General features: G+C 67.3%; 14 protein-coding genes and 2 tRNA genes. 10 read left to right on the top strand and 6 right to left on the bottom strand.

Translation table 11 applies throughout. The features are described from left to right. Positions 1–19 precede the first annotated feature (19 nt). Positions 20–664 (bottom strand): 2-polyprenyl-3-methyl-6-methoxy-1,4-benzoquinone monooxygenase, encoded by a 645-nt coding sequence (gene coq7 / locus ABGA94_RS12455; RefSeq protein WP_005419813.1) that lies wholly within the window; start codon positions 662–664, stop codon positions 20–22. A gap of 196 nt (positions 665–860) precedes the next feature. On the opposite strand from coq7, the gene rplM reads away from it, so the two are divergent. Together rplM and rpsI are read left to right on the top strand one after the other, a co-directional pair. Further along, positions 861–1289: a 50S ribosomal protein L13 gene (gene rplM / locus ABGA94_RS12450; RefSeq protein ID WP_005414692.1), complete on the top strand. Its 429-nt coding sequence runs from the start codon at positions 861–863 to the stop codon at positions 1287–1289. Between the two features lie 2 nt (positions 1290–1291). Next, on the top strand, positions 1292–1684 hold the full coding sequence (gene rpsI / locus ABGA94_RS12445) for a 30S ribosomal protein S9 (RefSeq protein ID WP_005411311.1): 393 nt from the start codon (positions 1292–1294) through the stop codon (positions 1682–1684). 300 nt (positions 1685–1984) lie between these two features. On the opposite strand, the gene ABGA94_RS12440 is transcribed toward rpsI, so the two are convergent. Both ABGA94_RS12440 and ABGA94_RS12435 read right to left on the bottom strand, forming a co-directional pair. Continuing rightward, positions 1985–2059 (bottom strand) — tRNA-Gln (locus tag ABGA94_RS12440). Positions 2060–2114: 55 nt separating this feature from the next. Continuing rightward, positions 2115–2191 (bottom strand) — tRNA-Met (locus ABGA94_RS12435). Between the two features lie 121 nt (positions 2192–2312). Between ABGA94_RS12435 and ABGA94_RS12430 the strand changes: the two genes are divergently transcribed. From ABGA94_RS12430 to bfr, 3 genes are all read left to right on the top strand, one after another. Next, the gene (locus ABGA94_RS12430; RefSeq protein WP_005419809.1) at positions 2313–2936 is read left to right on the top strand and encodes an RNA pyrophosphohydrolase; all 624 of its coding nucleotides are present in this window, start codon (positions 2313–2315) and stop codon (positions 2934–2936) included. 203 nt (positions 2937–3139) lie between these two features. Beyond that, complete coding sequence (locus ABGA94_RS12425) at positions 3140–3349, top strand: bacterioferritin-associated ferredoxin (RefSeq protein WP_005419807.1); 210 nt, start codon at positions 3140–3142, stop codon at positions 3347–3349. Between the two features lie 142 nt (positions 3350–3491). Next, positions 3492–3962 (top strand): bacterioferritin, encoded by a 471-nt coding sequence (gene bfr, locus ABGA94_RS12420; protein ID WP_005419804.1) that lies wholly within the window; start codon positions 3492–3494, stop codon positions 3960–3962. A 1-nt stretch (position 3963) separates the two neighbouring features. Here the strand turns inward: bfr and ABGA94_RS12415 are convergent, their stop codons facing one another. From ABGA94_RS12415 to ABGA94_RS12405, 3 genes are read right to left on the bottom strand one after another with little or no spacing between them, the layout of a single operon-like run. Beyond that, positions 3964–6198: an ATP-binding protein gene (locus ABGA94_RS12415; RefSeq protein ID WP_188238946.1), complete on the bottom strand. Its 2235-nt coding sequence runs from the start codon at positions 6196–6198 to the stop codon at positions 3964–3966. A gap of 1 nt (position 6199) precedes the next feature. After that, entirely contained in the window at positions 6200–8089 is a 1890-nt protein-coding gene (locus tag ABGA94_RS12410) for an EAL domain-containing protein (RefSeq protein WP_032954585.1), read from the bottom strand. A gap of 44 nt (positions 8090–8133) precedes the next feature. Then, on the bottom strand, positions 8134–8751 hold the full coding sequence (locus tag ABGA94_RS12405; protein WP_053497674.1) for a DUF4126 domain-containing protein: 618 nt from the start codon (positions 8749–8751) through the stop codon (positions 8134–8136). Between the two features lie 179 nt (positions 8752–8930). Here ABGA94_RS12405 and ABGA94_RS12400 point away from each other — a divergent pair, with 179 nt between their 5' ends. From ABGA94_RS12400 to ampE, 5 genes are all read left to right on the top strand, one after another. After that, complete coding sequence (locus ABGA94_RS12400; RefSeq protein ID WP_111129504.1) at positions 8931–9674, top strand: DUF6776 family protein; 744 nt, start codon at positions 8931–8933, stop codon at positions 9672–9674. Between the two features lie 4 nt (positions 9675–9678). Next, positions 9679–10143 carry a polymer-forming cytoskeletal protein gene (locus ABGA94_RS12395; protein WP_053497672.1) on the top strand — a complete coding sequence of 155 codons (465 nt, stop codon included), beginning with the start codon at positions 9679–9681 and terminating at the stop codon, positions 10141–10143. 31 nt (positions 10144–10174) lie between these two features. After that, positions 10175–10567, top strand: a complete 393-nt coding sequence (gene erpA, locus ABGA94_RS12390; protein ID WP_005419789.1) for an iron-sulfur cluster insertion protein ErpA — start codon at positions 10175–10177, stop codon at positions 10565–10567. A 119-nt stretch (positions 10568–10686) separates the two neighbouring features. Beyond that, entirely contained in the window at positions 10687–11592 is a 906-nt protein-coding gene (nudC, locus tag ABGA94_RS12385; RefSeq protein ID WP_069140032.1) for an NAD(+) diphosphatase, read from the top strand. 146 nt (positions 11593–11738) lie between these two features. Next, a complete protein-coding gene (ampE, locus tag ABGA94_RS12380; protein ID WP_005419787.1) occupies positions 11739–12626 on the top strand; it encodes a regulatory signaling modulator protein AmpE in 888 nt (295 codons plus the stop codon). The last annotated feature ends 60 nt before the right edge of the window (positions 12627–12686 follow it).

The raw sequence follows: 12686 nt of genomic DNA, 5'->3' as shown, positions 1-12686 counted from the left end.
CGTTGGTGCGGGCGACCCTTCAAATGCGGTAGGCGATGGTCTTCATCACCCTGGAGGCCAGCGCCATCACGCCCGGGATCGGGAACGGCAGGCGGCGTGCGCCGGCCTGCTCGGCGTGCTCCGCATGGCGGGCTTCGTCTTCCTTCATCACCTCGATGACCGCACGGCTGCGCAGGTCGCCGGCCGGCAGATCGACCAGGTGCTCGTCCAGATGGGCTTCCACCTGGCGCTCGGTTTCGACCACGAAGCCGAGGTTCCAGCCGTCGCCGCGCAGCCCGGCCAGGGTGCCGATGGTGTAGCTGCCGGCGTACCACAGCGGGTTGAACAGGCTCGGGCGGCTGTCCAGCTCGCCCAGCCGGGTGGCACACCACGCCAGGTGGTCGGTCTCCTCCTGGGCCGCTTCCAGCAGGTGTTCACGCGTGGCAGGGTCGCGGGCCACGGCGGCCTGCCCGAAATACAGGCCCTGTGCGCAGACTTCGCCGACGTGGTTGATCCGCATCAGCCCGGCCGCGTGGCGGCGTTCAGCGTTGTCCATGCCCGGCTCGCTGGTGTCCGCGGCCGGGTAGGGGCGGGCTGCCGGCGGGTTGCCGAACACCGTGTCCAAGGCGCGCTGCGCTTCGGTCAGCAGATGGTCCAGCGGTGTGGTCTGGCGGAGCACGGTCATGGCGGTACGCGGTGGGACGGAAGACCCCTCGATTCTCCCCCGGCTCCGGCCCCCTGCCAACCCGGGACATGGCCGGCTTGCACCGGGGGCTTGACCTGCGTACAATCCCGCCTCTTACGCTTCACCTTTCACAACGCGTGGCAGAGTTCCGGCGAGCCGTTCGCCGCAATGAGCCCGACCTAACATAGAGTTCTTCATGAGCACTTTCACTGCCAAGAACGAGACCGTCCAGCGCGACTGGTACCTCGTCGACGCCGAGGGCAAGACCCTGGGCCGTCTCGCCACCGAGCTGGCCCGCCGTCTGCGTGGCAAGCACAAGCCGGTCTACACCCCGCACGTTGATACCGGCGACTACCTGGTCGTCATCAATGCAGAAAAGATTGCCGTCACCGGCAAGAAGCTGCAGGACAAGATGTATCACCGTTTCACCGGTTACATCGGCAACCTGAAGACCGAGTCCCTGGCCCAGGCGCTGGAGCGCCACCCGGAGCGCGTGATCGAGATCGCCGTCAAGGGCATGCTGCCGAAGGGCCCGCTGGGTCGCCAGATGTACCGCAAGCTCAAGGTCTACGCCGGCACTGAGCATCCGCACGCCGCACAGCAGCCGCAGGTTCTGGATATCTAATCATGGCTATCACTCAAAACTACGGCACTGGCCGCCGCAAGTCCTCCACCGCTCGCGTGTTCCTGCGCAAGGGTTCGGGCAACATCACCGTCAACGGTCGTCCGCTGGACGAGTTCTTTGGTCGTGAGACCGCGCGCATGATCGTGCGCCAGCCGCTCGAGCTGACCAAGAACACCGAAAGCTTTGACATCCTGGTCACCGCCGCTGGCGGCGGCACCACCGGCCAGGCCGGTGCGATCCGTCTGGGCATCGCCCGTGCTCTGGTCGAGTACGACGAAACCCTGAAGTCCGAGCTGCGCAAGGCTGGCTTCATGACCCGTGACGCCCGTGAAGTCGAGCGTAAGAAGGTTGGTCTGCACAAGGCCCGCCGCGCCACCCAGTTCTCCAAGCGCTGATCTACCGCGCCTGGTTGGGCTCCTTCGGGAGCCCGCTGGATGGGAAAGCAAAAGCCCGGCTTCGGCCGGGCTTTTGTCGTTCTGGGGCTGTGCATTTCGAGGTTGCCGGCCAGTGGCCGGCGATGGGGTGGGGTCAGAGCCTTTTCCTTTGGAAAAGGATCCGACCCCGGACCCCTCTCTGGAGGAGAGCCCCCTTGATGTTCAAGGGGGCGCGCCGACAGGCGCAGGGATCAGGTGGAATGCGCGACCAAATTAAAAGCAAAAGGCCAGATCTTTCGATCTGGCCTTTTGCTTTTAATTTGGCTGCCCCGGATGGATTCGAACCACCGAATGCCTGAGTCAGAGTCAGGTGCCTTACCGCTTGGCGACGGGGCAAAACGTGCAACTATTTTCTCACTTTTCACACTGAAAAACAACGTGATTTTCAGTGTGGTGGCTATGGGTGGACTCGAACCACCGACCCCAGCATTATGAGTGCTGTGCTCTAACCGGCTGAGCTACATAGCCTTGGTGAGCCCGCTATTCTGCGGATGTGTATCGGCCCTGTCAACACTTTTGTGCCGTGCTTGTGGGCCGACAGAGGGCATGGGATAGTCCCGACCAGTAGATTTTCTTAGGAGTCCGCATCGTGATCGATCCGGACGGCTATCGACCGAACGTCGGCATCGTGCTGATGCGGCAGGACGGCCAGGTGTTCTGGGCACGACGCGTGCGCCGGGACGGCTGGCAGTTCCCGCAGGGTGGCATGAACACCGACGAGACGCCTGTCGAGGCCATGTATCGTGAACTGCAGGAAGAGACCGGCCTGCTGCCTGAGCACGTGGAAGTGCTCGGGGCGACGCCCGGCTGGCTGCGCTACAAGCTGCCGGCGCGGGCCATCCGCCGCAATGAACGGCAGGTCTGCATCGGGCAGAAGCAGGTCTGGTTCCTGCTGCGCCTGACCGGCGATGAATCGCATGTGCAGCTGGACCATACCGACTCGCCCGAGTTCGACCACTGGCGGTGGGTGGACTTCTGGTACCCGGTGGAGCACGTAGTGATGTTCAAGCGTGGCGTCTATGCGCGCGCGCTGCGACACCTGGCGCCGTTGGCGCGTGGGGTGGCCGGGCAGGGCGTCAGCGCCATGCCCAAGAGTGCCGCCGAGGCCTGGATGCCGGGCCACGCGGCCGGCCACGACAGGCCCCGGAAGCGCACGCCCAAGCGCGGCGGCTACTGGCCGCGCAAGGCCAAGGGGGAGTCCGGGGCGGTTTGAATGGGAGCCCACGCAGGCTGCGGGCCGATCCGTCACAACGCGTCCCCGCCGGCTGTTTCCAGCAGGACCGGGCTGTCCGGCGGGCCGGTCAATCCGACTGTGAACGGTATCGAGAATGGTTCAGGTCTCTGATTGACAACCATTCTCGTTTCCATTGGAATAGGCAACAGGCCGCTTCTGGCCTGCCAGCCCGGTTCCCGCCTGTGTACGTCTGCATCTGCAACGGAGTCACCGACCACCAGATCCGCGAAGCCGCCAACCATGGTGTCAGCACGGTGGCCGAACTGACCATGCGGACCGGTTGCGGTGCCACCTGCGGTTCCTGCCTGGACATGGCCGGCGACCTGCTGGCCAAGGCACGCGCGACGCAGGATCTGCCGCTGCCGGTATTGGGCCTGGCCCAGGTTGCCTGATCGTTTCCTCGCGGCGCGTTGACGCCGCGCTTTCGCGTCCTTCACCTGCAGCCGCGCAGGCCAATGCGCACGATTCGCGTTCCTTCACCACCGCACGCAAGGCGTTACAGTGCCTGCGTTTTCAGCGTGCAGGAGCATCCCCATGAAGGGCGACACCAAGGTCATCGAATTCCTCAACAAGGTCCTCTACAACGAGCTGACCGCGATCAACCAGTACTTCCTGCACGCCAAGATGCTGAAGAACTGGGGCATCAAGGAACTGGCCGAACACGAGTACAAGGAATCGATCGACGAGATGAAGCATGCCGACATGCTCGCCGACCGCATCCTGTTCCTCGAAGGCCTGCCGAACTTCCAGGCGCTGGGCAAGCTGCGCATCGGCGAGAACCCGACTGAAATCCTGCAGTGCGACCTGTCGCTGGAACGCGATGGCGTGGTCACCCTGCGCGAGGCGGTGGCCTATTCCGATTCGGTCGGCGACTATGTCAGCCGCCAGCTGTTCGTGAAGATCCTCGACTCGGAGGAAGAACACATCGACTGGCTGGAAACCCAGCTCGACCTGATCGAGCGTATCGGCGAGCCGAAGTACCTGCTGAGCAAGCTGGAAGAGTGAATCAGCGGGCCTGGCCGGCGCGATGCTGTGCCAGGTAGCCCGTCAGTGCAACGCGCGCCCGGGCGAATTCCGCAACCAGCAGCGCTACCGCCACTGCGGGGCGCTGCAGGCTGCCACTACGGGTCTCGTGCTCGATCCGCTGCGCGATCGCCGACAGCGACAACGCCCCCACGTTCGCGCTTGATGATTTCAGGCTGTGCGCGACGGCCTGCATGCGCGGTTCATCGCTGTTCCGCGCGGCCAGCTGCAACTGCTGCACCATCGCCGGCGCATCTTCAAGAAATACCGTGACGATCTGGGTGGCAGCATCGCCGATCACCGCGTGCAGTTCATCCAGCACATCGCGGTCGAGCACCGGTTGTGGTGCTGGCGCCACCTGCTTTTCCGGATTCGGTAGAGCCGAGCCATGCTCGGCTGATGGCGTGCGACTGCAATTGGCCGTCAGCCGGGCATGGCCCGGCTCTACAGAAGGCCGTGCAGGTGCTGCAGCTTTACCGCCACCCCAGCGCTGCAGCAGCGCATGCAGCGTGGCGCGCGCGATCGGCTTGGACAGGTAATCGTCCATGCCGGCCTGCAGGCAGCGCTCGCGGTCGCCGGCCATCGCATTGGCGGTCATCGCGATGATCGGCAATCGCGCATGCCCGGTTTCCGCTTCTTCGGCGCGCCAGCGGCGCGTGGCGGCGTAGCCGTCCAGCACTGGCATCTGGCAATCCATCAGCACGATGTCCAGCCCGCCTTCGCGGAGGGCGGCCAGGGCCTGTTCGCCATCGGCGGCGTTGCGCACCTCGCACTGGAACACCCGCAGCAGCTGCTCGGCCACCATCCTGTTCACCGTATTGTCCTCCACCACCAGCACGCGCAGATGCAGCGGCGGCAGCGTGGCAGCCGGTTGCTCGTGTTCCGCGCTGGCCAGCAGCGCAGCGGGGCGGGCAGAGGCGACCGGTGCCGCCAGCAGTGCATGCAGGGCGGCGTCGTCGAAGTGGGAGGGCAGCTGGCGCTGGCGGGGGCGTTGCGCAATCGCATCCTCCTGCAGCCACAGTACCTGCAGTGCATCGTCGTCGCCGCGTTCCCCCAGTGCGAGCTGCAGCGTGGCCTCGCCGTTGCGGCGTGCGCGCGCATCGACCAGCAGCCAGGCGGGTGCCGGTTTTCCGGGCCGCGCGGGAGCGCGCAGGCGCTCGACCACGCTGTCCAGTTGCGCCAGCACCTGCACCTGCAGTCCATGGTGGGCAGCGATGCGCTCGATGCGTGCCTGCAGCGATGCATCGGCACTGAACAGCAGCAGCGGTGCCGGCGCGCGCGTCATCGCCGGCAGGTCGCCAGGAACCTTCAGCAGCGGGATCTCGAACCAGAACGTAGCACCCTGGCCGGGCGTGGACTGCACACCAATACGCCCATGCATCAGGTCGATGATGCGCTTGCAGATGGCCAGGCCCAGGCCGGTGCCGCCGTAGATGCGCGTGGTGGATGCGTCGGCCTGGCTGAAAGACTGGAACAGGCGTGCCTGCAGCGCGTCGTCGATGCCGATGCCGGTATCGATGATCTCGAAGCGCAGCTGGTGCTGCGCGGCACCTTCGCCCAGGCGCAGCACGCGCAGCTGCACCTGGCCGCGGGCGGTGAACTTGATCGCATTGGCCAGCAGGTTGCTCAGCACCTGGCGCAGGCGCACCGGGTCGCCGCGCACCGGCAGGCGCACCGATGGATCCAGCTGCAGGCCCAGTGCCAGGCCCTTGGCGTCGGCGGCGCGCTGCATCAGCTGCACCACGCCATCGAGCAGATCGCGCAGGTTGAAGCTGGTGATTTCCAGCTCCAGCGCCTGTGCTTCCAGCCGGGAGTAGTCGAGGATGTCGTCGACGATGCGCAGCAGCTGCTGCGAGCTGGCCGAGGCGGTGGCCAGCATCTGCCGCTGGTCCTCGCTCAGTGGCCCGCGTGCGATCAGCTCCAGCATCGGCAGGATGCCATTGAGCGGGGTGCGGATCTCATGGCTCATCGTGGCCAGGAACTCGCCCTTGGCCAGCACGGCCGCCTCGGCGGCCTGCTTGGCCTGCAGCAGCTGTTGTTCCAGCTGGCCCTGGCGTTCAGTGGTATAGCGTAGCTGGTCCCGTTCAGCGGCCAGCGCTCCGTGCGTGCGCTGCAGCTGCGCCAGCGCACGGTCGCGCGCGCGAAGCCGCAGGCCCAGCACCATCAGCGCGATGGTGGCCGCGGCGAGGGCAACCAGCAGCACGCCCCACAGCGGCACGTCAGAGCACCGCGTTGTGGAAGTCGAAGTTCAGGTCGCTGCCGGCCGACTGCACCATGTTGCCCTGGATGTAGTCGACGCCGCCGACCCACATCGCCGCCGCAGCCTGCGGATCCTCGATCTGCTGGCCGATGATCTGCAGCCCGGCGGCATGGGCCTGATCGATCGCCTTGCGCAGCTCCTCGCGCGTGGCCGGATTGGCGTGGCTGCTGGAAAAGCGCGCAGCCATGCGCACGAACGACAGCGGCAGCTGGTTCAGCAGGGCATCGGCCTCGCCGCTGGGTTCGAACTGGCTCAGGCAGAAGCGCACCCCGGCACTGGCCATGCGCTGGCAGAACTGCTGCAGCGGCACGGTGTGGATCAGTGCGTCCGGCAGGCGCACGTCGATCACCAGTGCACTGCCCGGCAGGTCGCGCTGCTGCAGTGATTCCAGCAGCCAGTCGGCGAAGGCGTCGCGCTGCAGGGTGCGCAGCGACTGCGAGACGAACAGGTTCAGTGGCTGCGTCGCGTGGCGGTACAGGTCCAGCAGCCCCAGCGCGTGGTCCATCACCTGCTGGTCGAGATCGGCGATGCGGCCCGCGGCTTCCGCGGCCGGGATCACCTGCCCGGCCGCCAGCACGGTGCCGTCGGCCTGGCGAAGGCGCAACAGCAACTGGTACTGCGCGGTGTTGCCGCCGGCAACAGCGACGATCGGCTGATAGGCCAGTTCCAGCTGTCCTTCCAGCAGCGCCAGGTGTTCCTGTTCGGTGACTGCCTGGCGGTGCACATGGCCGGCCACCCCGGCGCTGAGCAGGCGCGCCTGCAGGGTGGTGCGCTCGACGGCTTCCAACGCACTGTTGGCATCCTCGAAGCCCGGTGACAGCGGTGCATAGCCAACTACGCCGCGCAGGTGCACGGATTCGTCGTCGCGGATCACGAAGGCACGTGCCGACAGCTGCTCGCGCAGGCTGGCAGCGATGCTTTCAAGGGCGTCCTCGTCGGCGCTGCGGGCCAGCAGCAGGAAGCTGTTGTCGTTCAGGCGTGCCAGCAGGTGCGGATGGCCGGCTTCGGCCAGGCGCTGCCCGGCCTGCACCATCAGCCGTTCAAACGCGGCATAGCCATAGCGTTCGCGCAGGCCCAGCGCGCTGGCCACTTCGATGAAGAACACGCCGCCCTGATCGCGGTGGGCGAGTGCGGTGTTGAGCTGCTGCAGCACGTGGTGGCGCGTCGGCAGGCCGGTTTCCGGATTGCTGGTGGCCGGTGCGCCGGTGGCGCCGGGCAGGGTCGCGGCCTGGGCTCGTGCGCGGCGGATGCGGTTGGCCACCGCTGCGATCAGGTGGCGGGGCCGGATCGGTTTGCTCAGGTAGTCGTCCGCGCCGCTGTCGAGGACTTCGAACTGGCGCTCCGGATCCGGATCACCGCTGAGGAACACGATCGGAAGCAGCTGCAGGCCGGGCTGCTGGCGGATCAGCGCGGTCAGGCGCATGCCGTCCAGGCCGGGAAGGTGAAGATCCATCAGGATCAGGTCGGGGCGATGCTCCTTGATGGCCTGCAGCGCGGCATCGGCATCGTTGTGGACGATCGCCTGCATGCCGGCGCCGTGCAGCACGCTCTGCGCGAACAGGGCCTGCGCCCGATCGTCTTCAACGATCAGCACGCGGTAGGGCGAGTCCGATGGCGACGGGGCCAGATCGTTGTTGCCGGCGTCGGCCAGTGCGATCGGGCCGGGCAGCGGCGGCGGCGCGCTGTTGGCCGGCGTGGACGCATCGGCCGCGACAGGGGATGGGGTCGCCGCCATCGGTGGGTCCACGGCCGGAGGTGCCGTCTCGGGGGCCCAGCGTTGCCAATGGTCGGCCGGAGGGGTTTCAGCGCGTCCCGGGCGGGCGCCCGCGGGGGATTCGTTTGCGGCCATCGGTGCTCCTGGTGTTCGCGTCCATTATGCGACAAGCCCGGCGCTCAGCCGGTACCGCTGTGCCCTGGCGGTGCTGCCGATGCACCGCGCGCCAGCCAGCGCACGCCCTTCCACAGGGCGCGCCAGACCAGCCACACCAGCAGCGCACCGGCCAGGCTGCAGGCCAGCACCACGATCAACGCGATCCACGGGTGTGCCAGGGCGAGGGCCAGGCCACCGATCACGACGGTGTCTTCGGCCGCAGAGGCGACCCAGTTGCTGGCCGGTTCCGGCGAGGTGTTGAGCAGGGCGCGGGTACCGGCCTTCAGGCCATGGCTGGCCAGGGCGACGCCGGCGCCGGCGGCGAGCGCACCGGTGCCCAGCTGGCCATCCGGCGACAGCGTGGCCGCCGCAAGGAATGCGCCGGCCGGTACGCGCGCGAGCGTCTGCACCAGGTCCCACACCGAATCCACGCCAGGGATCTTGTCGGCGAAGAATTCGGCCACCGCCAGCGCCGCCGAGGTGCCCAGCACCCACCAGGATTCGGTGGCCTGCAGGGCGGGGGGGAGGTCGACCCAGCCAAGCAGCCCGGCCAGGCCGACACCGAACACGGTGAGGTAGACGCGGATACCGGCCAGCCAGGCCAGCAGGATGCCGATCACGAACAGGTGGGCTTCGGTCATGGCGGTGCTCCGGCGACGGAACTGTGCAGGGGGCCACACTATCGACGATGGCGTGCCTGAACGCCACAGACCGTAGCCGGCCACTGCGCAGGAAACCCACCCGTCCTGTCATACACTAGCCCGTCGTTTGCCACAGGGGCCGTACCGGTGTCGCCCTTGCGATACCCCGGAAACCACCCATGACCAACCGTCCTCCCATGCGCGTGCAGGTCCGCCTGCCCGGCGCGCCGCAACCGCCTGCCGACCGTCGCCGCCTGCTGGTGATCGGCGGTATCTGGCTGCTCAGCCTGGTGCTGGCGGTGCTTGGCGGCTGCTGGATGTCCACCCCGCGCGATGCCCAGGGCCAGCGCCTGCAGGCCGCCGAGAAGCGTGCCGAGGCGCTGCAGGCGCAGCTGACCGAGCTGCGCCAGAAGCAGGCCACGCTGGAAGCCTCCGACCGCATCAGCCGTGCCGCCAATACCGAGGTGCAGTCCTCGTTGGCCGAGCGCGATGAGGAAATCGCCGGGCTGCGCGCCGATGTTGCCTTCTATGAGCGGCTGGTCGGCTCGACCAGCCAGCGCAAGGGCCTGAACACCCATTCGATCGAGTTCAGCCCGGAAGCGGCCGGCACCTGGCAGTACACCGCCGTGCTGACCCAGAACCTCAACCGCGGGGCCATCAGCCAGGGGCAGATGCGCTTCACCGTGGAAGGCGTGAAGAACGGCAAGCTGGCCACGATCAGCTGGGATGATCTGCACCAGCGCAGCAAGGTGCCGGGACAGGACTACTCGTTCCGGTACTTCCAGCAGCTCACCGGCAGCGTGATGCTGCCGGCTGACTTCACCCCGCAACGCGTGCGGGTGACATTGGGGAGTGGTACGGGGGGTACCACCCAGGTATTCGACTGGAAACAGGCCGGTGCGCCGGCCAGCAAAGGGGAGTAGGCAGATGTTCGGAAGCAGCAAATCCAACCGTGAAGGCCAGCTGGTGGTGGATGCCCTGATCGGCAACCAGGTGGTGATCCGCGGGGATGTGGAATTCAGTGGTGGCCTGTATGTGGAAGGCCGCATCCACGGCAAGGTGATCGCCGCCGAAGGCGCCAGTGGTGCGACCCTGACGGTTGCCGAGCACGGCGTGATCGAAGGTGAGATCCGGGCCCAGGTGGTGGTCATCAGCGGCCGCCTGGACGGCGATGTACACGCCACCGAGAAGGTCGAGTTGACCCCGAGCGCACGGGTCAATGGCAACGTCCATTACCAGGTGGTGGAGATGAACGCGGGCGCGCAGCTGAACGGCCGCCTGATCCATGCCAGCGCCCCGATGGCAGCCTTGCCGGCGCCGGAAGGCGAAGACGCCCATGATGGCAAGGGCGATACCGCCGCGCGTCGCAAGCTGGCCGAGGCGATGGCTTGAAAGCCGTCGTCGGCACCCCCATGCTGGCAGCATGAGCACGCTAGTCTCCCTGCCCGGCGCCACCCCGGTTGCCGCGCCCGATTACCAATCGCTGGAGCGCCCGCTGAACTTCACTGAGTCGGCGGCCGCCAAGGTCAAATCCCTGATCCAGGAAGAGGGCAACCCCGACCTGGCCCTGCGTGTGTACATCGAGGGAGGCGGCTGTTCGGGCTTCCAGTACGGGTTCGAGTTCGACGAGAACCGTGCCGAGGATGACCTGGCGGTACAGACCAGCGGGGTGACCCTGCTGGTCGACCCGCTGAGCCTGCAGTACCTGATGGGCGCGGAGGTGGATTACACCGAGAGCCTGACGGGTGCCCAGTTCGTGATCCGCAACCCGAACGCAAAGACCACCTGCGGCTGCGGCAGCAGTTTCAGCATGTAAGCAGGGCGCGGGGCCTGTGTCCCGCGCGACAAGGTGTGTGGAGCAAGCTCCACACCCACAGGCGGTTTCCGCAAAGCCTGCGGCTTGCCACCTGCATCGATTGGCGGCACGCTTGGCGGATGCCCAATACTCCTTCGCCGCTTTCCGGTTTTGCCTTCGTTGGCGAACCGTTGGAGCGCGCCGATGCCCTGCGCGAAGATGCCGATGCACTGGCGCGCCTGTGGCCGGGCGCGCGCATCCTCGTCCTCGATCACGATGGCAGCGCCTTCACCGGCGATGACGACCAGCCGCTGGCGCTGACCGGCGCCGACGTCGGCGGTGGCCCGGGCGCCGCAGTTTTCCTGGGGCTGCGCGGTGATCAGGCATGGTTCTCGGTCGAAGCCACCAATGTCACCGTGAGCGCGCCACGCCGACTGGATCTGCGCCAGGCTGCGTTGTTGTGGCCGATGGCCGATGCCACCGCTTTCAGCTATGCCCGTGGCATGTCCTACTGGCACTCGCGCACCCGCTTCTGCGGCGTATGCGGCGGCGCGGTGGCGTTTGCCCGTGGCGGCTTCGTCGGCCGTTGCGCGCAGTGTTCCACCGAACACTATCCGCGCGTCGATCCGGCGGTGATCGTCGCCGTGGAAAACCAGGGCCGGCTGCTGCTGGGCCGACAGTCGAACTGGGCCCCGCGCCGTTACTCGGTGCTGGCCGGCTTCGTCGAACCTGGCGAGACCTTCGAGCAGACCGTGGTGCGCGAAGTCCATGAGGAGAGCAAGGTGCGGGTGACCGCCTGCCAGTACCTCGGTTCGCAGCCGTGGCCGTTCCCCGGCGCGCTGATGGTCGGCTTCCGTGCACAGGCGCAAGACGACCTGCCGACCGTGGATGGCGAGCTGGAAGACGCGCGCTGGTTCAGTGCCGACGAGGTCGGCGCCGCGTTGGCGCGCGATGTGGAGGACGACGGCCAGGGCATCCGCCTGTCGCCACCGATCTCGATTTCGCGGAGCCTGATCGAACACTGGTACCGCCAGCAGCGAGGCTGAGCCGGCGTTTCGGCCGGGCCGATCGTGGCAGCTGTATTGCCGCCACCTGAACACGGCCCGGGTTACAGTCCGGTTCACCCGCGAGGGCACCGCTGCGACAGGTAAGGTAGCGGCGCCGAGCGTTCTGTTTCGTAGGGAGACCTGCCATGTTCACCACTCTGGCCGCCGTGCTGGTGGCGCTGGCCCTGGGCCACGTTGCCCCGGCCGCTGCCGCCTCGATGCGCCGTTTCGACGGCTTCCGGCGCTGGCTGGGCTGGCTGGACGCGCGTGGTGGCAAGGCCTGGCAGGGACCGGCTGGAGTGGCGCTGGCGCTGCTGCCGCCGTTGCTGCTGATGGGGCTGCTGGCGTGGCTGCTGCGCGGAGTGCTGTTCGGCCTGCCGTCGCTGCTGCTGGGTGTGGCCGTGCTGGCCTGGTGCTGGGGGCCGCGTGACCTGGATCGGGATATCGAAGCGATCATTGATGCGGACGACGCCGCGACGCGGCAGGCAGCCGTGCGCAACCTGCAGGCCGCCGGTGGCAGCCTGCGCGAAGACGTGCCGTCGCTGGTCGAGGCGACCGTGCTCAATGCGCTGCGTCGCTGGTTCGCGGTGCTGTTCTGGTTCCTGCTGCTGGGCCCGGCCGGTGCGCTGGGCTACCGCTTGCTGGCGTTGATGGCGGAAAGCCCGATGCGTGCACGCGTGCCGGTGGAGCCGCTGGCGCTGGCGCAGCGCCTGCTGGGCTGGATCGAGTGGCCGGTAGCGCAACTGATGGCGTTCTCGATGGCGCTGGTCGGCAACTTCGATACGGCGTGGAAGGCCTGGCGCCAGGCCCATGGCGAACGCCTGGCCGGCTCCATCGGGTTCCTGGGCGCGGTGGCGCGGGCCAGCGTCAACGCCGAGCTGCGCGAGGACGCGCACGATTACACCGAGGCGGGGCTGTTGCCGGTGTGGCAGCGGCTGCCGGACCTGCGTGATGCGATGAGCCTGGTGTGGCGGATGCTGCTGCTGTGGCTGGCGATCCTCGCGTTGCTGGTGATTGCAGGCTGGGTGACGTAGTTGTTGTGCAGGGCTTGCAGCCCTGCACCTGCAGAGGCCAACGCCAAAGCCAAAGCGGCT

Origin of the sequence: Stenotrophomonas sp. 3diitr2024 (assembly GCF_042136455.1) — a bacterium.
In the GTDB taxonomy this organism is placed as follows: Bacteria; Pseudomonadota; Gammaproteobacteria; order Xanthomonadales; family Xanthomonadaceae; genus Stenotrophomonas; species Stenotrophomonas sepilia.
Note: the sequence above shows the minus strand (reverse complement) of the source record. Positions and strands in the feature narration are given on the sequence as shown.